This is a genomic window from Halobellus captivus (assembly GCF_003697845.1).
GTDB classification, from domain to species: domain Archaea; phylum Halobacteriota; class Halobacteria; order Halobacteriales; family Haloferacaceae; genus Halorubrum; species Halorubrum glutamatedens.
Genome location: NZ_RDQE01000007.1, coordinates 190,892 through 213,355, shown reverse-complemented (window position 1 = coordinate 213,355; position 22,464 = coordinate 190,892). Strand labels below are relative to the sequence as shown.

General features: G+C 69.4%; 21 protein-coding genes and 1 tRNA gene. 10 read left to right on the top strand and 12 right to left on the bottom strand.

Going from position 1 to position 22,464, the window contains the following annotated elements; all coding sequences use genetic code 11:
• Positions 1-52: 52 nt before the first annotated feature.
• From EAO78_RS10185 to EAO78_RS10170, 4 genes are all read right to left on the bottom strand, one after another.
• Positions 53-1,342 (bottom strand): adenosylhomocysteinase, encoded by a 1,290-nt coding sequence (locus EAO78_RS10185; RefSeq protein ID WP_122105730.1) that lies wholly within the window; start codon positions 1,340-1,342, stop codon positions 53-55.
• Positions 1,343-1,462: 120 nt separating this feature from the next.
• Complete coding sequence (locus EAO78_RS10180; RefSeq protein WP_122105729.1) at positions 1,463-2,593, bottom strand: hypothetical protein; 1,131 nt, start codon at positions 2,591-2,593, stop codon at positions 1,463-1,465.
• Between the two features lie 249 nt (positions 2,594-2,842).
• Positions 2,843-3,289: a hypothetical protein gene (locus EAO78_RS10175; protein ID WP_122105743.1), complete on the bottom strand. Its 447-nt coding sequence runs from the start codon at positions 3,287-3,289 to the stop codon at positions 2,843-2,845.
• 89 nt (positions 3,290-3,378) lie between these two features.
• Positions 3,379-4,419 carry a C-terminal binding protein gene (locus tag EAO78_RS10170; RefSeq protein ID WP_122105728.1) on the bottom strand — a complete coding sequence of 347 codons (1,041 nt, stop codon included), beginning with the start codon at positions 4,417-4,419 and terminating at the stop codon, positions 3,379-3,381.
• Between the two features lie 431 nt (positions 4,420-4,850).
• Here EAO78_RS10170 and EAO78_RS10165 point away from each other — a divergent pair, with 431 nt between their 5' ends.
• The 6 genes from EAO78_RS10165 to EAO78_RS10140 all read left to right on the top strand — a co-directional run bounded on the left by EAO78_RS10165 (position 4,851) and on the right by EAO78_RS10140 (position 9,075).
• Complete coding sequence (locus EAO78_RS10165; protein WP_122105727.1) at positions 4,851-5,051, top strand: hypothetical protein; 201 nt, start codon at positions 4,851-4,853, stop codon at positions 5,049-5,051.
• Positions 5,052-5,228: 177 nt separating this feature from the next.
• Entirely contained in the window at positions 5,229-6,884 is a 1,656-nt protein-coding gene (locus EAO78_RS10160) for a CTP synthase (protein WP_122105726.1), read from the top strand.
• Positions 6,885-7,802: a glutamine-hydrolyzing GMP synthase gene (gene guaA / locus EAO78_RS10155; protein WP_122105725.1), complete on the top strand. Its 918-nt coding sequence runs from the start codon at positions 6,885-6,887 to the stop codon at positions 7,800-7,802.
• A complete protein-coding gene (locus tag EAO78_RS10150; RefSeq protein ID WP_122105724.1) occupies positions 7,802-8,188 on the top strand; it encodes a DUF7126 family protein in 387 nt (128 codons plus the stop codon). The genes guaA and EAO78_RS10150 overlap by 1 nt, the downstream gene beginning before the upstream one ends.
• Before the next feature lie 83 nt (positions 8,189-8,271).
• Entirely contained in the window at positions 8,272-8,943 is a 672-nt protein-coding gene (locus EAO78_RS10145; RefSeq protein WP_122105723.1) for a DUF7119 family protein, read from the top strand.
• 58 nt (positions 8,944-9,001) lie between these two features.
• Positions 9,002-9,075 (top strand) — tRNA-Lys (locus tag EAO78_RS10140).
• A 212-nt stretch (positions 9,076-9,287) separates the two neighbouring features.
• Here the strand turns inward: EAO78_RS10140 and EAO78_RS10135 are convergent.
• The 5 genes from EAO78_RS10135 to rio1 form a co-directional block, all read right to left on the bottom strand.
• Entirely contained in the window at positions 9,288-9,944 is a 657-nt protein-coding gene (locus EAO78_RS10135) for a lactate utilization protein (RefSeq protein WP_122105742.1), read from the bottom strand.
• Between the two features lie 407 nt (positions 9,945-10,351).
• Complete coding sequence (gene thsA / locus EAO78_RS10130) at positions 10,352-12,004, bottom strand: thermosome subunit alpha (RefSeq protein ID WP_122105722.1); 1,653 nt, start codon at positions 12,002-12,004, stop codon at positions 10,352-10,354.
• A gap of 197 nt (positions 12,005-12,201) precedes the next feature.
• Positions 12,202-12,744, bottom strand: a complete 543-nt coding sequence (locus tag EAO78_RS10125) for a KH domain-containing protein (protein WP_122105721.1) — start codon at positions 12,742-12,744, stop codon at positions 12,202-12,204.
• 114 nt (positions 12,745-12,858) lie between these two features.
• Positions 12,859-13,590, bottom strand: coding sequence for a hypothetical protein (locus EAO78_RS10120; RefSeq protein WP_122105720.1), 732 nt, complete (start codon positions 13,588-13,590; stop codon positions 12,859-12,861).
• 51 nt (positions 13,591-13,641) lie between these two features.
• Complete coding sequence (rio1, locus tag EAO78_RS10115; protein WP_122105719.1) at positions 13,642-14,559, bottom strand: serine/threonine-protein kinase Rio1; 918 nt, start codon at positions 14,557-14,559, stop codon at positions 13,642-13,644.
• A gap of 183 nt (positions 14,560-14,742) precedes the next feature.
• Here rio1 and EAO78_RS10110 point away from each other — a divergent pair, with 183 nt between their 5' ends.
• Positions 14,743-16,788 (top strand): DUF460 domain-containing protein, encoded by a 2,046-nt coding sequence (locus EAO78_RS10110; RefSeq protein ID WP_122105718.1) that lies wholly within the window; start codon positions 14,743-14,745, stop codon positions 16,786-16,788.
• An 87-nt stretch (positions 16,789-16,875) separates the two neighbouring features.
• Positions 16,876-17,862, top strand: a complete 987-nt coding sequence (locus EAO78_RS10105; protein ID WP_122105717.1) for a tyrosine--tRNA ligase — start codon at positions 16,876-16,878, stop codon at positions 17,860-17,862.
• 23 nt (positions 17,863-17,885) lie between these two features.
• On the opposite strand, the gene EAO78_RS10100 is transcribed toward EAO78_RS10105, so the two are convergent.
• The 3 genes from EAO78_RS10100 to EAO78_RS10090 form a co-directional block, all read right to left on the bottom strand.
• Positions 17,886-18,653, bottom strand: a complete 768-nt coding sequence (locus EAO78_RS10100; RefSeq protein ID WP_122105716.1) for a topoisomerase DNA-binding C4 zinc finger domain-containing protein — start codon at positions 18,651-18,653, stop codon at positions 17,886-17,888.
• A 51-nt stretch (positions 18,654-18,704) separates the two neighbouring features.
• On the bottom strand, positions 18,705-20,024 hold the full coding sequence (locus tag EAO78_RS10095; RefSeq protein ID WP_122105715.1) for an amidohydrolase: 1,320 nt from the start codon (positions 20,022-20,024) through the stop codon (positions 18,705-18,707).
• A 117-nt stretch (positions 20,025-20,141) separates the two neighbouring features.
• Entirely contained in the window at positions 20,142-21,416 is a 1,275-nt protein-coding gene (locus tag EAO78_RS10090; protein ID WP_122105714.1) for an MFS transporter, read from the bottom strand.
• A 129-nt stretch (positions 21,417-21,545) separates the two neighbouring features.
• Between EAO78_RS10090 and EAO78_RS10085 the strand changes: the two genes are divergently transcribed.
• Positions 21,546-21,908 (top strand): dihydroneopterin aldolase family protein, encoded by a 363-nt coding sequence (locus tag EAO78_RS10085; RefSeq protein WP_122105713.1) that lies wholly within the window; start codon positions 21,546-21,548, stop codon positions 21,906-21,908.
• A 4-nt stretch (positions 21,909-21,912) separates the two neighbouring features.
• On the top strand, positions 21,913-22,410 hold the full coding sequence (locus EAO78_RS10080) for a hypothetical protein (protein ID WP_122105712.1): 498 nt from the start codon (positions 21,913-21,915) through the stop codon (positions 22,408-22,410).
• The last annotated feature ends 54 nt before the right edge of the window (positions 22,411-22,464 follow it).

The following is a 22,464-nucleotide window of genomic DNA, read 5'->3' as shown; positions in this document are numbered from 1 at the left end:
TTCTCAGCGATCGGTCGGGGGGCACTCGACGCCCGTTCCGTCGGTGTACCCCTTACGTCCCGTGCTCCCAGCTGCCCATGTACTCGCGCTGTGCCTCGGAGAGCGAGTCGTGGTCGACGCCCTCCGCGGCGAGTTTGATCTCGGCGACCTCGCGGTCGAGGTCGTCGGGGACGTCGTGGACGCCGGGGTCGTAGGCGTCGGCGTTCTCGGCGAGGTCGCGGACGGCCACCGCCTGGACGCCGAAGCTCTGGTCCATCACCTCGACCGGGTGGCCGAGCGCGATGGGCGCGGCGAGGTTGACGAGCCGTCCCTCGGCGAGCACGTTGAGCACGCGGCCGTCCGGCATCTCGTACCCCTCGACGCCGTCACGGGCCTCGAAGCGGTCGACCGCGAGGTCGTCGAGCTCCTCGAGGTTGATCTCCACGTCGAAGTGGCCGGCGTTCGCGAGGAGGACGCCGTCGTTCATGACCTCGAAGTGCTCGCGGGTGATCACGTCGCGGTTGCCGGTGGTCGTGACGAACACGTCGCCCTTCGCGGCGGCCTCCGTCATCGGGAGCACCTCGTATCCCTCCATGTGGGCCTCGAGCGCCTTTCGCGGGTCGACCTCGCAGACGATGACGTTCGCGTTCTGGCCGGCGGCCTTCTTCGCGACGCCCTTGCCGCAGTAGCCGAACCCGCCGACGACGACGTTCTTGCCCGCGAAGGAGAGGTTCGTCGTCATCGCGATGGTCGCGAGCGAGGACTCGCCGGTGCCGTGGACGTTGTCGAACAGGCGCTTCATCGGCGTGTCGTTCACGGCGAAGACCGGGTAATGGAGCTCGCCGTCGGCGTCCATCGCGCGCAGGCGGTGGACTCCGGTGGTGGTCTCCTCGGCCCCGCCGAGGATCGAGTCGATCAGCTCGGGGTACTCCTCGTGGACGAGTTTCACCATGTCCATCCCGTCGTCGACGGTGATCGTCGGCCGGTGGGAGACGACCGCGTGCATCGCGTCGTAGTACTCCTCGTCGCCGACGCCGCGGACCGCGTAGGAGGTGATCGACTCGTGCTCGTTCAGCGCCGCCGAGACGTCGTCGTGCGTCGAGAGCGGGTTACACCCGGTGATGGCGACCTCCGCGCCGCCGTCGGCGAGCAGCTCGACGAGGTTCGCCGTCTTCGCCTCGACGTGCATCGCCATCGCGATCGTCTCGCCCGCGAGGGGTTGCTCCGTCTCGAACTCCTCGCGGAGCGCGTTCAGGATCGGCATGTGCTGGAGCGCCCAGTCCATCTTGCGGCGCCCCTCCTCACGGGCCGTTTCGGGGTCCGACAGGTGCTCCGTGACCGGCGGATACGTGCTCTCGCTCATGTCCTCCGGTTCGCTCACCGCACACTAAACGATGCCGACACCGGGTCGCGATCGAAAAGAGGCCGGTCGTTCGCAGTCGGTCGTCCGCGCTCAGTCACCGATAGCCGTACCGTCCGTCAGCTACGGCGGGCCGTTTCCGGGCGCGTTACCGGGACCGTTTCCGTTGCCGGAGTTATCCGCGTCATCGTCTTCGTTCTCGTCCTCGCCGTCGTCGGCTTCGTCAGCGTCGTTCTCGTCGGCATCGTCTTCCTCAGAGTCGTCTTCATCCGCATCCTCGCCGTCGTCTTCGTCCGAACCGGCGTCCTCGCCAGCGTCGTCTTCATCCTCGTCAGCGTCGTTCCCTGCGTGGTCCGGCGGGCCCTGCTCGCCGTCGTCACCGTTCTCGGCCTCAGCAGGCGCGTTTCCGGACGCGTCGTCCTCGTCAGCGTCGCTGCCGTTACCGGCGTCGTCGCTCGGGCCGCCGGGACTTCCCACGTGATCGGGGGCGTTCCCGGGGTTGTTCTCGGTCACGAAGTCGGAGACGGCCCCGCCGACACCGCCGTCGCGGTCCCCGAGGCTCCCGATGAACTCGCGAACCAGCTGTCCGAACGGCCGGTCCTCGTCGGCCTCGTCGCCGGCGGTCAGGTCGACGGTCGTCGAGGCGGTCCCGTTTCCGACCGTCGCCGTCACCTCGACGGTGACGCTCTCCTCGGCGGCGGGGAGCCCGACCGTGCCGTTCTCGTCGGTCGTGTAGTTCCCCTCGCCGACGTAGGTCGTGTTGGCGTCGTCGGTCGTGTTGGCGTCGTCGGTCGCGTTCTCCGCCGTCACGGTCGTGACGTTCACGGAGGCGTTCTCGACCGCGGTGTCGTTCTCGGTCACTGTGACCGTCGGTTTGCCGTCGGCGTCCTCGACGTCCACCTCGAGCCCGTCGGGCACGTCGAGGTCGGCGGTCGTCGAGCCGGTCGCGTTCCCGTCGGTCGCGGTCACTTCGACGGTCACGTCCTCATCGGGGGCCGGGAGGTCGACCGTGCCGTTCGCGTCGGTCGCGTACTCCCCCGTTCCCGCATACGAGGCGTTCGTCTCGTCGTCCGCGACGCTCACGATCACCGTCGCGTTCTCGACCGCGGAGTCGTTCTCGGTCACCGTGACCGTCGGTTCGCCGTCGGCGTCCTCGACCGTCACGCCGAGCGTTTCCTCGGCGGCCGCGACGCCGGTCACCGCGCCGATCGTGACGACCGCGATCACCAGCAGCCGTATCGTGCGTTCGCTCATGTCCACTCGGGTCGTGCCGCCCGCTCCCCATAAGTCGGGAACTCCGTTAAGCCCGATTAACTCGGATTTGATCCGGTTTTACCCGGTTCTACGGGCCGTTCGAGAGATCGAGGTGATCGGGGAGGATCCGACCCGCTCGTCGGGAGGACTCGAGCCCGCTCGCGTTTCGCCCGCGGGTTCACCCGCGATTCGACCGCGATTCGATCGCGCCCGCTGAGCGGACGGGACGAGTCGGCCCGCCACGGACGGCTACGCGCTCGCGCCGTCCCCCGGACGTCGGAGCCGCCCCAGCGCCAGCCCCGCGAAGACGACGACCGACAGCTGGACGCCGAAGCCGACGCTCGATCCGACCGCGAGGACCGCCGTGATCGCGCCCTGCTGGGGGCCGAGCCAGAGGAGCGTCCCGGCGGTCACGACGAGGTACGCGACCGCGGAGACGACGCCGGTGGTGAACGTGATCGTCCCGACGCCGTGGAGATCGCCTCGCGTTCGACCGATCCGGTAGGCGACGCCGAGGAGCGCGCCGTAGACGAGCACGAAGGAGACGAACCGGCCGCCGGCGACGTACAGCGAGAGGGCGTCCGTGGACGGGAGGTCGATCGACGATTCGAGGAGGATCGGGGCGATCCGGCGCGTCACGGAGGTCGTGGCCGCGGCGACGACCGCGACGGCCGCGGGGAGGAGGGCTCGGGTCACGCTCCGATCCCGGATCGACGAGGTGTTGAACGTTCCGATCGGCCGTACCGTGTTCCCGTTCGGCTCCCCCGTCCGCCTCCTCGCTCGCGTCACTCCGCGGAACCGGGCACGCTTCCGTACGTCTCGGGGTCGACCCGGTACCGTCCCTCGTCGCCGCGAAGGTATCGCCGGGCCTCCTTGGCGGCCTTGCGCCGCACCTCCCGTTTCGACTCCTCGGAATACCAGGCGATGTGCGGGGTGACGACCACGTCGTCGCGGCCGACCAGCCGGTCGTCCGCCGGCGGCTCCTCGGGAAGAACGTCGAGCCCGGCACTCCGGACCGTCCCATCCTCCAAGGCGGCGACCAGGGCGTCCTCGTCGACGACCTCGCCGCGGGCGGTGTTCACGAGGATCGTCCCCGATCCGTCGCTCTCGATCCCGTCGCGCTCGCGCATCGTCTCGAAGGCCTCCCCGTCGAACATCCCTCGGGTCTCCGGCGTGAGCGGCGTGTGGATCGAGATCGCGTCGCTCTTCCGGAGGAGGTCGTCGAACCCGACCGGCTCCGCGTCGAGCGTTCGGATCTCCGCCTCGGAGACGTACGGGTCGTGGACGAGGACGCGACCGAACTGCGAGGTCGCCTTCCGGACGGTTTCTCGACCGATCCGCCCGCAGCCGACGACGCCGACGGTCAGCTCCGCGGGGCGGAAAAGCGGGGCGCTGACCTGCCAGTCCCAGCCGCCAGCCCCCGTGTCCGCGGCGGCCGTCGGGATCCCCCGGACGAGGGAGGCGCACATCCCGATCGCGTGCGCGGAGACCTCGTCCATGCCGTAATCGGGGACGTTCGAGACGGCCACGCCGCGGGCGTCCGCCGCCGCGAGGTCGATGTTGTCGACGCCGACGCCGGCGCGGACGACCGCACGGAGACTCGGACAGCCCTCGATGACCTCGGCGGTCATCGTCGTCGACGCGTCGACGACGATCGCGTCCGGGTCCGACTCGATCACCGCCTCGGCCGAGCGGAGGGGGCGCTGTATCAGCGTCACCTCCTCGCCGAAGACCTCGCGTTCGGTCTCGAGGCTCGTGAGTTTCGTGTCGCTGATCACGACTCGAGGTCGGACGTCTCCCCCGTCGGAACCGCTGGATCCGGTCATCGTCCCGGACGAGCCCCCGCGGAGACAATAATGTCCCGCCCGAGGTCATCGACTATGTCCCGCCCCGAGGTCGTCGACTCGTTCGGCTGAGACACGTGAACGACGACGTCGGCTGAGGCACGTGAACGACGACGTACCTCGACGGGAGGGAACGCGGTGGCGCGCCTCCGAGCGCCCGACGGGGCGCGAGGAGCCCGCGAGGGATGCCACGAACGGAGTGAGTGGCGAGGCTGGGGAGGCCCGAGGTGCGGGGCTGTACGGTCGGGTGGGGAATCGCGTCCGGGACTTCGGACTTCGTCTCCGTGATCACGTTCTCCGAACACGTGCGGCCGAGCGCGCCCCCGATACGTCGACGTCGCCAACCGGATCCTTCCCGATCGATCCCCGCCAACAACGTTATTCGCGGCGAACGCCTATACGGTCCACTGACAGTGTCCACTCATCACGCCTCCACCGACGACACGAACTCACGCCCGAAGGCGGTGCTGTTCTGCCCCGACTGCGGCCACGAGAGCAGCCTCTCCGGCGACTGGATCGTCCGGGAGAGCGCGGGACGGACCACACACACGTGTCCGGTCTGTGACGCGACGGTCGAGGACCGCCGCCGACCGGAACCGGCGCTCGCGCCCTGACCGCCGGCCGCCGACCGCCGGCCGAACCGTCCCGGTTCTCTCTCGCGATCCGCCGTGTGGATGGTTCTCGTTCGACGAACGATCGCTTCGTCCCCATCCACACGGACGATCGTGTTCGTTCGCCGCGGTTCGGAACCCCTCCGAAACGGTTTTGCCGACCCCTGACGGACGGTCGATATGCCAACGGATCCCGATACGGGGTACGATCCCTCGTTGGGTCGGAAGTTCGTGTTCGTCACGGGGGGAGTCATGTCCGGGCTGGGCAAGGGAATCACCGCCGCCAGCACCGGTCGGCTCCTCTCGAACGCGGGCTTCGACGTGACCGCGGTGAAGGTGGACCCCTACCTCAACGTCGACGCCGGGACGATGAACCCGTACGAGCACGGCGAGGTGTACGTCCTGAAGGACGGCGGCGAGGTCGACCTGGATCTGGGGAACTACGAGCGGTTCCTCGGGACGGACATGACCTTCGACCACAACGTCACCACGGGCAAGACCTACCAGCACGTCATCGAGCGCGAGCGCGCCGGCGACTACCTCGGGAAGACCGTCCAGATCATCCCGCACGTCACCGACGACATCAAACGGCGCATCCGCGAGGCCGCAGAGGGGTCCGACGTCTGTCTGATCGAGATCGGCGGCACCGTCGGCGACATCGAGTCGATGCCCTTCCTCGAGGCGCTCCGGCAGTTCGCGCACGAGGAGGACGACGAGGACATCCTCTTTACCCACGTCACGCTCGTTCCCTACTCGAAGAACGGCGAGCAGAAGACGAAGCCGACCCAGCACTCGGTCAAGGAGCTGCGGTCGATCGGTCTCCAGCCCGATGTGCTCGTCGGACGCTGTGAGGACCGACTGGACCCGGAGACGAAGGAGAAGATCGCGCTGTTCTGTGACGTCCCCACGGACGCCGTCTTCTCGAACCCCGACGTCGAGGACATCTATCACGTCCCGCTGATGGTCGAGGACGAGGGGCTGGACGAGTACGTGATGGAGCGGCTCGGGCTCGCCGACGAGGCGCTCCCGAAGGCGGAGCGCTCGACGGAGTGGCGCGAGCTCGTCACCCGCGACCGCGAGGAGGCGATCGACGTGGCGCTCGTCGGCAAGTACGCCCTCGAGGACGCCTACATGTCGATCCACGAGGCGCTGAAACACGCCGGCATCCAGACGGAGACTGAGGTCAACGTGTTGTGGGTCGACGCCGACGAGACCAGCGAGGAGCACGAACAGCGGCTCGCGTCGGCGGACGCGGTCGTCGTCCCCGGCGGGTTCGGTTCCCGCGGAACCGACGGGAAGGTGTCGGCGGTCCGGTACGCCCGCGAGAACGACGTTCCCTTCCTCGGGCTCTGTCTCGGCTTCCAGATGGCCGTCGTCGAGCACGCACGCAACGTGCTCGGGCTCGAGGGCGCCCACTCCGCGGAGATCGATCCCGACACCCCCCATCCGGTCATCGACCTGCTCCCGGAGCAGTACGAGACCGAGGACATGGGCGGGACGATGCGGCTCGGCGCCCACGAGACGGACATCGAGCCGGGAACGCTCGCGGCGTCGGTGTACGGCGCGGACTCCTGTACCGAGCGGCACCGCCACCGATACGAGGTGAACCCCGAGTACATCGACGAGCTGGAGGCCGACGGGCTCGTCTTCTCCGGGCGCGCCGACAACCGCATGGAGATCCTCGAACGGCCGGACCACCCGTTCTTCTTCGGGACGCAGGCACATCCCGAGTTCCGGTCGCGGCCGGACCGGGCGAGCCCGCCGTTCGTCGCCCTCGTCGAGGCGGCGCTCGGATCGACGGACACAACCGAGCGGAACGCGGACGTGAGGCTATAGATGGTCGAGACGGACGATTTCATCGACGAGGCGGTAGCGGAGATCCGCGAGGCGGTCGGGGACGCGAACGCCGTGATCGCCCTATCCGGCGGCGTCGACTCCTCGGTCGCGGCGACGCTGGCGTACGAGGCGATCGGCGACCGGCTCACGCCGGTGTACGTCGACACCGGACTGATGCGGAAGGGCGAGACCGAGGGTGTCCGAGAGACCTTCTCGTTCATGGAGTCGCTGCGGATCGTCGAGGCGGAGGAGCGCTTCTTCGACCGGCTCGAGGGCGTGGTCGATCCCGAGGAGAAACGCCACGTCATCGGCGAGGGGTTCATCGACGAGTTCGAGACGGTCGCCCGCGAGGTCGACGCCGACTACCTCGTTCAGGGAACGATCTACCCCGACCGCATCGAGTCGGAGGGGAACATCAAGTCGCACCACAACGTGGGCGGACTCCCCGAGGTCGTCGACTTCGAGGGGATCGTCGAGCCGGTGCGTGACCTCTACAAGGACGAGGTCCGCGAGGTCGCCCGCGCGCTCGACCTCGAGGAGGTCATCTCCGAGCGGATGCCGTTTCCCGGCCCGGGACTCGCCGTCCGGGTCGTCGGCGAGGTCACTCCGGAGAAGGCGTCGGTCGCCCGCGAGGCGTGCCACGTCGTCGAGGAGGAGCTCGAGGAGTACGACCCCTGGCAGGCGTTCGGGGCCGTGATCGGGAAGGCGACCGGCGTGAAGGGCGACAACCGGGTCCACGGTTGGGTCGTCGCGGTGCGTTCGGTCGAGAGCCGCGACGGGATGACCGCGCGCGCCCAGGAGATCGACTGGAACACGCTCCAGCGGATCCAGAGCCGAATAACGGGCGAAAACGAGAACGTCGCCCGCGTCGTCTACGACGTGACCCACAAACCGCCCGCGACCATCGAGTACGAGTGATGGCGGGGGACGTGCGTACCGCGGTCGTCGCGGGCCCGGACGAGCACGGCGTCGGCGAGGAGCTGGAAGCCCTCGGCGCGACGGTGTCGCGGATCACGGGGGTCGTCTCGGCGGACGCCCTGAAGGACGCGGGGATCGACGACGCCGACTACTTCGTGTTGACCGATCCCAGCGAGGCGACGGGGATCCCCGTCGCGAAGGAGCTGAACCCATCGGTGACGGTCGTGACGTACGCGGACCGGTCGCTGCCGGAGTTCGTCGCGGGCGTCGCCGACCTCGCGGTCGACCCGGCGTTGGTGGATCCGACCCTGCTCGCCGAGGAGCTGATGGCCGGTGGACCGAACGCCGCCGTCCCCGGCGGCGATACGGCCGACGACGACGAGTAGGGCCCTCCGACCCTGTTCTCCGAGTCGTCTGCGATACCTGCCACGGTGCCCGCCGCTTATGTAGTCGGGCGCGAAGAACGGGTATGGACGAGCAGTCACGCGCGGACCGTCGGTCACCGGTCGGCGAACCCGTCGTTCGCTCGGATCCGGCGGTCACCGGCGAGCGTGCCACCGAGGCGGTGGGGTTCGACCCCGATAACCCCGAGAGCGTCGCCGAGGCCGCGGAGACGGTCCGTCGCTTCGCGGCCGGCGAGGTGGGCGACGACGACCACGTGTTGATGCTTCGCGGGGCCGCCGCCTGCGCGGCCCTGGTTCGCGGCGTCGGCTCGTACAAGGAGGCCGCGGCCCGCGCCGGCGACGAGGTCACCGTGGCGTTCATCCGCAAGTGGGCCCGCGTTCACGACCTCCCGCAGGCGATCCGGCGACAGGTCGCCCGCGGGTACATCACGCCGAGCGCGGCCAAACACGTCGCCCGGCTCGCCGGGACCGACCGGTACCTCCTGGCGTGGGCCGCCATCGACGGCGACATGACCGTCCGGGAGGTTCGATCCGCCGCCTCGGCGATCAACGACGGCGAGGACGTGGAGAGCGCGATTCGCGAGGCCGGCGTCGACCTCGGTCGGATCGGTCTCGACCTCCCGATCGAGACGTACGTCGAGCTCCGGCGACGGGCCGCGATGCGGAACGTCGAGCCGGGTGCGATCGTCACGACCGCGCTCGACGAGTACTTCGCGTCGTCGCCGGCGGAGGAGTAACCGCCACCCCCTGCCGTTTCTAAACGTTTATCCGTGGTCTGATCCTATCGAGTGACGCGGGCCGGTAGCTCAGTTAGGGAGAGCGTCCGGCTTTTAACCGGACGGTCGGGGGTTCGAATCCCTCCCGGCCCGTTTTCCTGCGACCGACGGGAGCAGTAAGAACGCCGAAGGATTCGAACCAGGGAACACGCAGCGCCGAGCGACAGCGAGGCGACCGTGTGAGTGGGGTTCGAATCCTGCCCGACCGTGCAACGAAACTGTGGGAGACAGCGCTACGGCTCACGGGCGTGAAAACCGGGGGAAGAAGCGTGACGAGTCGCCGTCGGCCGGCGACGTGCTCGTGGTCAGTACCCGAGCTGTTCGCGCACGAGGACGACCGTCGTCCGACCCTCCTCCGTCTCGCGGCGGTAGATGAGCTGCTTTGCGATCGCCGACTCGACGCCGTACGCCTCCTGTGCGCGCTCGTTCTCCAGCGGGTACGCGACCGACTCCAGCCGGTCGAGCGCGTCGTCGAGCGTGGGAACGATCTTGTTGGTTCCGGAGACGATGACGACGTTGCCGGCGGCGAACGGGTACGCGCCGATCCGGCTGCCCGAGAGGTCGGCGGCGACCAGCTCGCCCGTCCGCGCGATCGCGTTGATACCGCCGAGGAAGTAGTCCGCCGTCTGCGACTCGCGTCGCGCGGTCCGTCGCTCAGCGTCGTCGTCGACGCTCCAGATCTGATCGGGGAGGCTCTCCCACTCGTGGTCGCCCTCGCTCAGGAACTCATCGAACCCGATCTCTTCGAGCGTCGTCGAGTGCCCGTTCATCACGGAGACTCCCTCGGGGATCTGCGACTGTACCGCGTCGAGCGCCTCGTCGGCGTCGTCGACGACGATCACGTCGAAGCCGCGCTCCTCGAGACGTTCGACCGTCGCTTCGACGGTCTCCTCGTCCGGTAGCTCGTCCAGTTCCGCGTCGATCTCTGCCTCGTCGGCGTAGTCGGCTTTCTGTTGTGGCATGGTGAACGTGAGAACCTCGTCGAACGATCGGAAGGCCGGGAGCAACTTAACCGCTCGCGGACGCCGTCGTCCCGTGGTTACGCCGGTGTTATCGTCGTGTCGTCGCCGACGAATGTGCGGGTCGATACCGAGGATTGGGGACGCTCGACGAGCGCGTCGCTCTCCGGTCGAGTCGTTGATAAAAATCCCGTGTCGTCGAGGCCCGAAGGGCCACACGAGGTTCGGTGGAAGCGGTACCGCGATTGGTTAGGTCAGGATCCGGGGTGGAGCGTGTGTGTTCTCGCCGAACTTCACGCCTCGCGGGTCGCGTACGCTCACGGGGCGACGTGCCCCGTTCGCTTCGAGGTCTCCCTACGGTCGGCCTCGCTCGCTCCCCGCTCGGCAAGGAGGTTCTCTCGGAACCTCGCTTACATCGCGCCGCCCATTCCACCCATGCCGCCCATGCCGCCCATGCCGCCGGCGCCACCGGGGCCGCCCGCGGGCTCGTCGCCGTCGTCGTCGCTGCCGCCGCCCTTGAGGTCGCCGGCGGCGATGACGTCGTCGATGCGGAGGATCATGACGGCCGCCTCGGTGGCGGACTCGATGGCCTGGGTCTTGACGCGGAGCGGCTCCACGACGCCCTCGGCCTCCATGTCGATCACGTCGCCCGTGTAGGCGTCGAGACCGGCACCGAACTCGCCGCCGTCGTGGCGGGAGCGGAGGTCGACGAGCGAGTCGATGGGGTCGAGACCCGCGTTCTCGGCGAGCGTGCGCGGGATGACCTCCAGCGCGTCGGCGAACGCCTCGACGGCGAGCTGCTCGCGGCCGCCGACGGAGTCGGCGAAGTCACGGAGCTGGAGGGCGAGCTCGGCCTCGGGCGCGCCGCCGCCGGGCAGGACCTGCCCGTCGAGAAGCGTCGTGCGAACGACGCCGAGCGAGTCGTCGATGGCGCGCTCGATCTCGTCCACGACGTGCTCGGTGCCGCCGCGCAGGATGAGCGTGACGGACTTGGCCTCCTCGACGTCCTCGACGAAGATGCGCTCGTCGCCGCCGACGTCCTTCTGGGCGACGGAGCCGGCGAAGCCGAGGTCGTCGGACTCGATGTCCTCGAGGTTCGAAACCACGCGGCCGCCCGTCGCGCGGGCGAGCCGCTTGAGGTCGTCGGACTTCGCACGGCGGACCGCCAGGATGCCCTCCTGGGCGAGGTAGTGCTGGGCCATGTCGTCGATGCCGTCGCCGACGAAGACGACGTCGGCGCCGATGTCGACGAGGTGGTCGACCATCTCACGCAGCTGCTCCTCCTCCTGGTCGAGGAACTGCTGGAGCTGGTCGGGGTCGGTGACGTTGACCTCGGCGTCGATCTCGGTCTCCTTCACTTCGATGGCGCCGTCGAACAGCGCGACGTTCGCGTCCTCGACCGCGTAGGGCATGTTCTCGTCGACGCGCTCCTTGTCGACGATGACGCCCTCGACGAGCTCGGACTGGTCGATGGAGCTGCCGACGACCTTCTCGACGGAGACGTTCTCCGTGTCGATGCCGTCCTCGTCTTTGACCGCGAGCACGGCGTCGACGACGAGGTCGGCGAGCAGGTCCTTGGAGTTCTCCGCGCCCTTGCCCGTCATCGCCGTCTGGGCGATCTCGACGAGGGTCTCGCGGTCGTCCTCGGTGACTTCGATGGCGTCCTCCTCGAGGATCTCCTTGGCCTTCTCGGCGGCCTGGCGGTATCCCTGCGCGAGGGTGGTCGCGTGGATGTCCTGGTCGAGGAGCTCCTCGGCCTGGTCGAGGAGTTCCCCGGCGACGACGACGGCGGACGTGGTTCCGTCGCCGACCTCGTCCTCCTGGGTCTCGGACACCTCGACGATCATGTTCGCCGCGGGGTGGTCGATGTCCATCTCCTTGAGGATGGTGACGCCGTCGTTCGTGACGACGACGGACCCGCCGGAGTCGACGAGCATCTTGTCCATGCCCTTCGGGCCGAGCGTGGTGCGGACGGACTCCGCGACCGCCTTCCCGGCCGTGATGTTCATGTTCTGGGCGTCCTTCCCGGAGGTGCGCTGCGACTCCTCGGAAAGTACGATCATGGGCTGATTGCCCATCCGCTGTCGCTGAGACATAATCAACCTCTGATTGTTTGTGATTCTATATAAACCCTTCGTTCATATCTTGGGAAACCGCAACACTGTGGGGGTTAGCAGAGTCGCATGTGGCTCGTTATCACGGGTCTTTTTATACGCTAGTAGATCGCACAGGAACGGACGGTTCCACACCGGCAGGACGCCTACCGCGGCGCGTTGAAGCTCACGTCGTCGTTCAGCTCGTTCGATTTGCGCTCGAGGTACGAGTACACCGCGCCGTGGGGCGCGCCGTCGAGCAGCATGCCGACCGCCCGCCGGACCACCTGGAGTTCCTCGGGGCCGCCGACGGCTCCGACCGTGGTGCCGTAGACGACGACGTTCGCCCCCGTCAGCTCCTCTATCAGCTCGCGGGTTCGGCCGTTCTCGCCGATTATCCGCCCCTTCTTGCGCTGGAGGTCGTTGTCGTTGCGGGTGTGTTCGGCCAGATCGATCAACTCCAGCGTCCGGAGGTCGTGGTCGAGTATCGACAGCGCGGTCTCCGGTTTGAACCCCCGTCCGATCGCCTTGATCACGTCCGGCGCGACCAGCGCGGCGACGGGGTCGTCCGTCTCCTCGATGGCGACGCTGCCGGACTCCGAGTCGACGTCGAGTCTGACGCCCGCCCGGTCCTCGATCTCCCGCATCGTCTCGCCGCCGGCACCGATGACGACGCCGATCCGGTCCTGCGGAACCGTCACGTGTTGCATACGCAGGGATACCCGGCGGAGCCTTTTAAACGTGTTCCGCGAGCCGCGGTGTGTGTCCGGATACCGGGCGCGTGCGGGCGGCTACCGTGGATTCTCGACGCTCCCCGGGAGGAGTCACGCAGACCACGACACGTCCCGATCGACGACACGGTATCCCTGAGCGGCGAGGGCCGCCTCGAAGAACCGCTCGGCGACCAGCGTCTGCGGCACGGATCGGAGATCGAACCGCCGGTCCGTCGTCACCTCGACGTCGACGACCGTTCTCGAATCGCCCTCGCGTATCGACACCCGATAGCGTCCCCACGGTCGCCCGTCCGCGGTGCCGCTCACTTGGAGCGTCTCGAGCGCCCCGCTCTCCGTTCCCACCGACCGTACCTCGACATCCAGCGACACCGATCGCAGCCCGAAGAGTTGACATCCTCCCACGGCTGAAGCCGTGGGCTCTCTCCTTGATTCTCTGTAGGTGGCGCGGATCGGCGAGCGTTCGTCGGAACCTCCTCCGATATCCTCGTCGTCACCGGCCTCGATCCCGTCGGCGATCCCCCACTGAAAGGCTAACACCGGCGGGGTGACGCTCCGGAACTCGGACGCGACGGTCGAGGGCTCCGCGTCGGCCGCCAGTCGCGTGTGTCCGCCCCGGCACACGATCGGAACGCGGACGATCACGACGACGGCGACCGCGACCAGCGCGGCCGGCAGGGGATCGAGCGCGCGGAACCCGGCCAGGACGGCGGCGACGACGACGAGGACGACGAGCCAGCTGACGGCGCGCTCGGCTCGATGATATCGGCGGACGACGGATTCCACGTCGGGAGAGGCCGACGCGGGACCGGTCATGGAGGGCATGGCGGATCGTCGATCGAGGCGGAGGTTAGTGGTTTCGTCGCCCGGTTCCGACTACTCGTCCGGCTCGCCGCTCGGGTCGGGTTCCGGCTCCGTCACGTACGCGCGGAGGTCGTCGGGGTCGACCCCGATCCCCTGTCGAGTGAAGAAGGTCGCCACGTTCTCACAGTCGCGGTCCAGGAACTCCCCGGCGTTCGGGTGGTGGACGGTGACCGCCTGTCCCATGTCGATGACGACGAGCTCGCCGTCGTGGATGATCATGTTGTACTCGGAGAGATCCCCGTGGATCAGCCCGGCACGATAGAGCCGACGCATGTACTCGCGGACGACCTCGTAGGCGGTCTCGGGGTTCTCGACGTCGACCTCGCTCAGCCGTCGAGCGCGCTCCTCGGCGTGGCCGACCAGCTCCATCACCAGGACGTTTCGCTGGACGGCGATGGGCTCCGGCACCCGCACGCCGGCCTTCCGGGCCCGCTTGAGGTTCGCGAACTCCTTTTTGGTCCACGCCAGCACGACCGCCTTCTTGTCGTTCGCGATCCCCTCGAACCGCGGGTCGCCCTCGAGGTAGTCGCGCATCTGCCGGAAGTTCGAGGAGTTGATCCGGTACACCTTCACCGCGACCTCGCGGGCGTGTTCGTCGGCGGCCGCGGCCGATCCCGGCTCGGGCCGCTCGCCCGCCTCCCCGCCGAGCGCCTCGAAGACGCTCGCCTCCTTGCCGGTCGAGACCGGGCCGCCGAAGGCGTCGACGTAGCCGTCCTGGACCAGCTTGTACACCGCCGCGAGCGTCGCGTCGTCGAAGACCGACTCCTGGAGTTTGAACTGCTCGGTGTCCTTCACTCGCTCGCGGAACTCGCTGAACTCCCGATCCTGCCGGCGGGCGATCCGGTCCGCCTCGGTGTCCGAGACGTCCAGCTCCTCCCACTCGTCGCCGGGTTGGTCCTCGGGCTCGAGCAGCACGAACTCCTCGCTCATTCGTCCGGCCTTCGCCGCGGCGACGTATAAGCGGGCGGGTCGGGACGTCGACGACGGCGGCTCGACGGCGACGGCGGCTCGACGACGATGGCGACGGGACGGTTCCACCCCTGGCGACGATCCCACCCCCGACGATTCCGTCCCGGCGTGGGGTATATACGGCCGAACGGCCTACCTGATCCCGTGACATCCCGGACCATCCGCGCCCGCGACCGGCCGGTGTTCGGTGTCGACGTGCAGAGCGGCGACGTTCGCGGCGACGACCCCTCCTACGCGCTCGTGGTCCTCGACCCGGTCGACGACGACGACCCCGACGCACCGGACGCGGACGGGCCCCTCGCGCGGATCACCCGTGACGTCGTCTCCCTCCGGAAGCTCCGGCGGCTGATCGACGACCGCGAGCCGCTGTACGTCGCCACCGACAACGCCTACGAGCTGGCACCCGACAAGAACGCGCTCGTGGGGCTGCTACGGTCGCTTCCGGACGGGACCCGGCTGGTCCAGGTGACCGGCGCGGAACGCCCGGAGCCGCTCTCGCGGGTCGCCTCGCGACACGGGATCCCGTACGGGAAGAAGCCGATGAAGGAGGCGGAGGCGGCCGCGCGGCTCGCGGCCGCCAACGTCGGCCACGAGGTGACCGCCTTCACCGACGAGACCACGGTGAAGGTCTCCCGAGGACGGTCGACGGGGAAGGGCGGGTGGAGCCAGGACCGCTACACCCGACGGATCCACGGCAACGTCCGGAAGCGGACGCGGCAGGTCCAGTCGAAGCTACGGGAGGCGAACCTGGAGTTCGAACGGGAGGTGACCGAGAAGTACGGCGGCTACGCGAACGCCGTCTTCACCGTTGGGGCCCGACCCGAGGAGATCCCCGTGTCGAACTCACGGGCGGGCGACGTCCGCGTGGAGGTCGAACGCGAGCGACGCGACGGGATCGAGTACGAGCCGCTCGTGAAGCGTCGCGACCGCGTCATCGTCGGGATCGACCCGGGAACGACCACCGGGGCGGCGGTCGTCGGCCTCGACGGGACCGTCCACGCGCTCTACTCCTCGCGGACCGCCGACACGGCGGAGGTGACCGAGTGGATAATCGAGCAGGGGCGGCCGATCCTCGTCGCCGCGGACGTGGAACCGATGCCGGAGACCGTCGAGAAGTTCCGGCGCTCCTTCGATGCCGCCGGCTGGCGGCCGACGACGGACCTCCCGGTCGACGAGAAGCTCCACCGCACGCGGGAGGCGAGCTACGGGAACGACCACGAGCGCGACGCGCTGGCGGCCGCGCTATACGCCTACGACGCCCACGCCGACCAGTTCGAGCGGATCACGGAGAAGACGCCGCCGCGGCTCGACCGCGAGGAGGTGATCGCGGGCGTCGTCGCCGGCGGCGCGTCCGTCGAGGCCGTCATCGAGGAGTTGCGCGAGGACGCGGAGGGCGACGGCGACGAGGGCGGCTCGACGCCCGAAACGGACCCCACGGAGCCGGAGCGTACCGAGGAGGAGGAGACGATCCGACGGCTCCGGGACCGGGTCGACCGGCTGGAGTCACACGCGGACTCGCTGGAGGACGACCTCGACGAGCGCGACGAGCGGATCGAGGAGCTGGAGGCCGAACTCGAGGAGACCAAACGCGAGGAGCGGATCGAGGCCCGGAGCCGGCGGATCGTCTCGCGGCTCGAACGCGAGACGGACCGCTTGGAACGCGAGCGCGACGAGGCCCGCGAGACGGTCGCGGAGCTCGAGGGGAAAGTGGAGACGCTCAAGGAGCTGTGGCGGCTCGACCACTCGAACTTCGACGACGTCGCGGCCGACCGCGGGCTGACCAGCGTGAAGGTCGTCGAACAGTTCACGCTCGACGCGCTCGACGCGGCCGACGAGGCGTACGGGCTGGTCGCCGGCGACGTGGTCTACCTCCGGGACGCGTCCGGCGCGGGACGACGGACTGCGGAGCGGCTGGCGGAGACCGACCCGCGGGCGGTGATCCGCGACGGCAACCTCTCGGAGGTCGCGGACGGCGTGCTCTTCGATCACGACGTTCCCGTCGTGCCCGCGTCGGCCGTCCCCGTCCGGGAGGTAGACGAACTGGCCGTCGCGGACGAGGCGAAACTGGAGGCCGCCATCGACGACTGGGAGGCGCGCGCCGAGCGTCGCCGTCGGGACGAGCGGGCCGAGCGGCTCGACCGGATCATCTCCGAACACCGGGCGGGGACGAGACTGGAGACGGAGGAGTGACCGGTCGGCACGACGAGTGACCGCCGAGCCCGCTCGCGGCGGCGGGCTTTCAGAAGTCATATGCCGAGCCCGCGCGCTATCGTAGCCATGGACGCCCACGAGCGGATCACCCGGAACACGGCCGAGGTGGTCACCGAGGAGGAGATCGAGACGCTGGCCGACGACCCCGACGGCAAGCGGGCGTACGTCGGCTACGAGCCCTCCGGCGTTCTTCACATCGGCCACATGCTCACGGCGAACAAGCTGATCGACCTCCAGGAGGCCGGCTTCGAGGTCACCGTCCTGCTCGCGGACGTTCACGCGTACCTCAACGACAAGGGGTCGTTCGCGGACATCCGGAGCACCGCCGAGCGGATGCGCGACCAGTTCATCGCCTACGGCCTCGACGAGTCGAACACCCAGTTCGTGCTCGGCTCCGACTTCCAGCTCGACGAGGACTACACGCTCGACCTCCACGCGCTCGAGCTCGAGACGACGCTGGCCCGCGCCGAGCGCGCCATGGCCGACATCAAGTCGGGCGACTCGGTGAAGGTCTCACAGGCCGTCTACCCGCTGATGCAGGCGCTCGACATCCCGTACCTCGGCGTCGACCTCGCGGTCGGCGGGATGGAACAGCGGAAGGTCCACATGCTCGCTCGCGACGTGCTCCCGAGCATCGACCGCGAGCCGCCGACGAGCCTCCACACGCCGCTCATCGCCGACCTCGGAACCGGCGAGGGGAAAATGTCCTCCAGTACGGGCGTCACCATCTCGATGGAGGACTCCCGCGAGGAGATAGAGGCGAAGGTGAACAAGGCGTACTGCCCGCCCACCGCCGACCCCGACCCGACCGAGGAGAGCGTCGAGCGCGAGAACCCCGTCCTCCAGGTGTTCGAGTACCACGTCTTCCCGCGGTTCGAGACGGTCGTCGTCGAGCGTCCCGAGGAGTACGGCGGGAACCTGGAGTACGAGGCCTACGAGGCGCTCGAGGCGGACCTCGAATCGGGCGAGCTCCATCCGGCGGACGCCAAGGGCGCGCTCGCCGAGTACCTCGACCGGCTCATCGCGCCCGGCCGCGAACAGCTGGCGGAGTAGCCAGACCCCTCCCTCCGCGACCCTCACCGCGCGGTCCCGTTCTCCCCCGTTCGTCTCCCGTCGACCGGACACGTCCCGTCGAGACACCGACGACCGGTCGTCGTCTCGAACACCGGCAGTCCGCAGTCGCACTCGTCGACGGCGATCCCCGAGGGGATCGAGAGGGTCGTCTCACAGTCCGGACCGTTCTCGCAGGCGAGGTAGACGCGGCCGGGCGCGTACCGGACCGCCAGGTCCGCGCCGCAGTCCGGGCAGTTCCAGACGCGGTCGAACCGATCCGAGACGGCCTCTGCGAGCGGGTCACACGCGGGATCGAGACACAGGTGGAACGGCTCGCCGCGCTCGACTCGGACCTTCGGGAGCCCGCAGTCCTCGCAGGTCGCGTCCGTGACGCTCGCGCCCGCGGGCAGCCCCCACCGACGCTCGCAGTCGAGACAGACCACGTCGCCGCGCGAGCGCACGAGCGGGCCGCCGTCGTCGGGACAGGTCCCGACCGGGATCCCCGCCTCGGTGACGGGAAGCGCTCGGCTGGCGGTCGCCTCCTCGGCGACGACGCGGAGCCGCCGGGACCCTTCCCGCGCCGTGACGGTGAACCCCGCGCCGTCGCCCTCGACGACGACGGACTCCGGACGGGTGAGCCACGCCACGGGCTGGTAGCCGTCGGCGTCGTGGACGAGCGTGGTGTTGTCGGGTTTGATCAGGACGACCACGCGGCCGCGGTGCGTGCGGGTTCGATCGCCGCGCTCGGTCACCTGACAGTCGCCGGCGAGGACGCGAAGGCGTGCTGGCATGCGCCGTCTGGCCGCGGTATGCGTGTTAAGGAGTCGGGGTCGGAGGCGAGTTCACGAGCCGTCGTCGACGCGCGAGACGAGGTCGCTCGCCGCCTCGGTGGCGCGCGCTTGAACCGACTCGGCGTCCATCGTCAACACCTCCCGGTCGCGCATGAGGACGCGACCGTCACAGACGGTGTGGCGCACGTCGCTGCCGCGGACCGCGTACGCGAGGTGGGAGACGGGATCGTGGACCGGCGTCAGGTGCGGGGCGTCGAGGTCGACGATGGCGAGGTCGGCCGCCTCCCCTTCCGCGATCCGCCCGCCGGGCAGGCCGAGCGCGTCCGCGCCGCCGGCGGTCGCCATCTCGACGACTGTCTCGGCGGGTACGGCGGACGCGTCGTCGGCCGCGAGCTTGCCGACCATCGCGGCGTCGCGCATCTCGTCGAAGAGGTCGAGGTCGTTGTTCGAGGCCGCTCCGTCGGTGCCGAGCGCGATCGTGAGGCCCGCCTCGCGCATGCGCTGGACCGGGGCCATGCCGCTCGCGAGCTTCATGTTCGAGGCCGGACAGTGGACGGCCGCGGTCCCCGTCTCCGCGAGCAGGTCGATCTCCGCGTCGTCGACGTGGACGCAGTGGGCGAGGAAGGTTCCCTCGCCGAGCGCACCGAGGTCGTCGGCGTACTCGAGGGGGCGCTCGCCCCGTTCCTCGAGGATCGGCTCCACCTCCTCGCGCGTCTCGTTGGCGTGGAGGTGGACGGGGACCGCCGCCCCGTTCGCCCGTTCGATCCCCTCGCGGAGGTGTTCCTCGCCGACCGTCGTCAGCGAGTGGGGCATGAACGCGGTTCGTACCCGGCCATCGGCCGCGCCGTCGAGCTCGGCGGCGACCGCGAGGCTCTCCTCGACGTCGGCGACCGCGAGGCTCTCCTCCTTCCCGACCGTGACGACCCCGTGGCCGAGGCGCGCGCGCACTCCCGCGCGGTCGACCACGTCGGCGACGCGGTCGGTCGCGAAGTACATGTCCGCGAACGCGGTCGTCCCGGACCGGATCATCTCGAGGACCCCCAGTTCGGCGCCGACCTCGACGTCGTCGTCGGTGAGTTCGGCCTCCGCGGGCCAAATGTCCTCGCGGAGCCACGCGTCGAGCGGCTTGTCGTCGGCGTAGCCACGGAGGAGCGTCATCGAGACGTGGGTGTGTGCGTTGACCAAGCCCGGGATCACGAGTCCCCCCGTCGCGTCGAGGGTCTCCGACGCGTCGGCGACGTGCTCCGTGACCGTCTCGTCGTCGCCGACGCCGAGGATCGTTCCCGCCTCCCGGTCGACGACGACGTCGCCCTCTCGCACGCGACCGTCGGGGTGGAGGACCCGTCCGCCCGTGATACACAGCGTGTCCATGCGGATCGGTTCCGCGCCGCGGGCCTAACGCCTTCCGTTCGTGGACGGGCAGTCGAACGCCGCCGACGCCGCGCCGCCGACCGAACGCGACCACTCCGCCTCGACGGCCGAACGCGGTTACTCCACGTCGACGACCGAGTACAGCACGAGCGCGACGACCGCCCCCGCCGCCGGCACGAGCGCCAGCACCAGGAACGTCCCCCGCACGGTCGTGACCCCGAGGAGGTAGCCGGCGAGCGCCGCGCCGGCCGCGCCGACGCCGAAGTTGGCGAGGTAGGTGTAGCCGTACGAGAGCCCGCGGCCGTCGGGCGGGCTGTAGACCGCGATCGCGGCCTGATACAGCGGCTGGATCGAGAAGAGGACGAAGCCGAACACGGCGCTCATCGCGACGAGCGGCCAGAGGCCGGCCTCGGCGACCGGGATGAACAGCACGGCGAGGGCGACGAGCGCCGTGAACACCGCCGCCAACCCCGCGGACACCGGGATCCGGTCGGTGAGCTTGCCGCCGACGTACTGGCCGGCGATCCCGACGGTCAACAGTCCCGCGTACAGGTAGGAGGCGAGGTCGAACTCCTCGGCCATCGGGCTGTCGGGTGCGAAGACGCCGAAGACTCCCGAGATGTCCGGCAGGTATCCCCCCAACACGTCCGGCAGGAAGGTGAGGATCCCGCGATAGAACACGCCGTTCATGAGGACGACCGCCATCGCGAGCGCGAACCCGAGGGTGAAAAGCGCCCGGCTGTCCGCGAGGAACGCGCCGAGCGAGTCGGGTCCGGCGGACCGGTCGTCGTCCGCGGGTTCGGCGTCGTCCGCGTCCGTTCCAGCGACCTCGACGGCCGCCATCTCGTCGAACTCGGCGGTCAGCGCGTACGCGACCGCGAGCACGGCGGGCGCGACGAGCAGGGCGGAGACGAGCCGCCAGTCGAAGACGATGAGGAGCGATGCGGTGACGAGCGGGCCGAACGCGATCCCCAGGTTCCCGGCCATCCCGTGGTAGGCGAACCCGGTCCCGCTCTCCTCGACCCCCGTCGAGATCAGCGAGAGCGACGCCGGGTGGTGGACGCTCGCGAAGACGCCCCACAGGGCGAGCGCGAGCGCGATCGTGGCCGTCCCCCGTGCGGCGCTCAAGAGCAGGAAGGACGCGCCCATCCCCGCCAAACCGACCACGACCATCGATCTCGTGCTGTACCGGTCCGCGAGGAGACCGCTCGGGAGCGCGCCGATCCCGAAGAGCGCGTAGCCCACCGCGACGATGGTGCCGATCGTCGCGGTCGTCACGGAGAACTCCGAGAGCCAGATGACGACGAGGATAGGGATCGAGAGCTCGTAGGTGTGGACGATCGCGTGAGACACCATCGTGAACGCCACGATCGACCGGCCGTTCTCGTTCATTCACCTCGACTGTCCACGGCCGGCACATAAAGCACGTCGAAGCCGGCGGGAGTCGCGGGAACCCGCTTTCCGCCCCCGGCGACGACGCGGCTCCGAACCTTCTTACGCCGACGGCCCCCGCCTTCGGGCATGGCCACCGACGCCCAACGGGCGTGTTTCGAGGCGGGGATCAAGTTCGGCTCCCTGTACCACCAGTTCGCCGGGACGCCCGTGAGCCCGGAGAGTGCCCGGAGCCTGGAGGTCGCGATGGCGGAGGCGATCGAGAACCAGCCGTTCTGTGCGTCCGTGAGCGTCGAGATCCACGACGACCGGGTCGAGGACGCGATCGACCACGCGAACGACTACACCGAGTTGACCGGCTCGCTGATGGACGTCGAGATGCGGATCGACTACGATGGCGTCGTCGTCGACACCCGAATGGAGATGGTCGACGGCTACCCGTTGATGGAGCTGGTCTCGGTGGCGGAGGGAGACGCCGATCGCGACGGGTGAGACAATGGTCCAGCGACGCCACGACGGTCCGACCGACAGGACGGGCTTCGACGACACGAGGAACTACCTGAGCGACGCGCTCGGCCGGATCGTTCCCGGACGCCTCGCCCGCCGCGCGGTCACGCTCGAGGTCGAGACCGACCGGACGGCGTACGCGCGCGGCGACCCCGTCGAGATCACCGTGCGGCTGCGGAACCGGCTCCCGGTACCGGTCGAACTCGAGACGACCACGCGTAGACAGTGGGGCTGGCGCGTCGACGGCGTCCTCGAGGCGAGCGACGAGAGGCGGTACGTCAGGTCCGATCCGGGGACCGTCGGGTTCCGCGCCGGCGAGACGAGAGTCGCCACGGCCACCTGGAACGGGCACTTCAGGCGGGAGAACGAGACGGGACTCGACCGGTCGGTTCCCGCCGACCGGGGCGAACACGTCGTCTCCGCATTCCTCGCCGTCGCGGACCCGGAGCCCCACCACGAGGACTCGACGCGGATCCGGATCCGGTGAGGCGGGAGGAGTCCGTCCGGATCGGTACCGGAGCCCGAGCCGGGACGAGTGCGT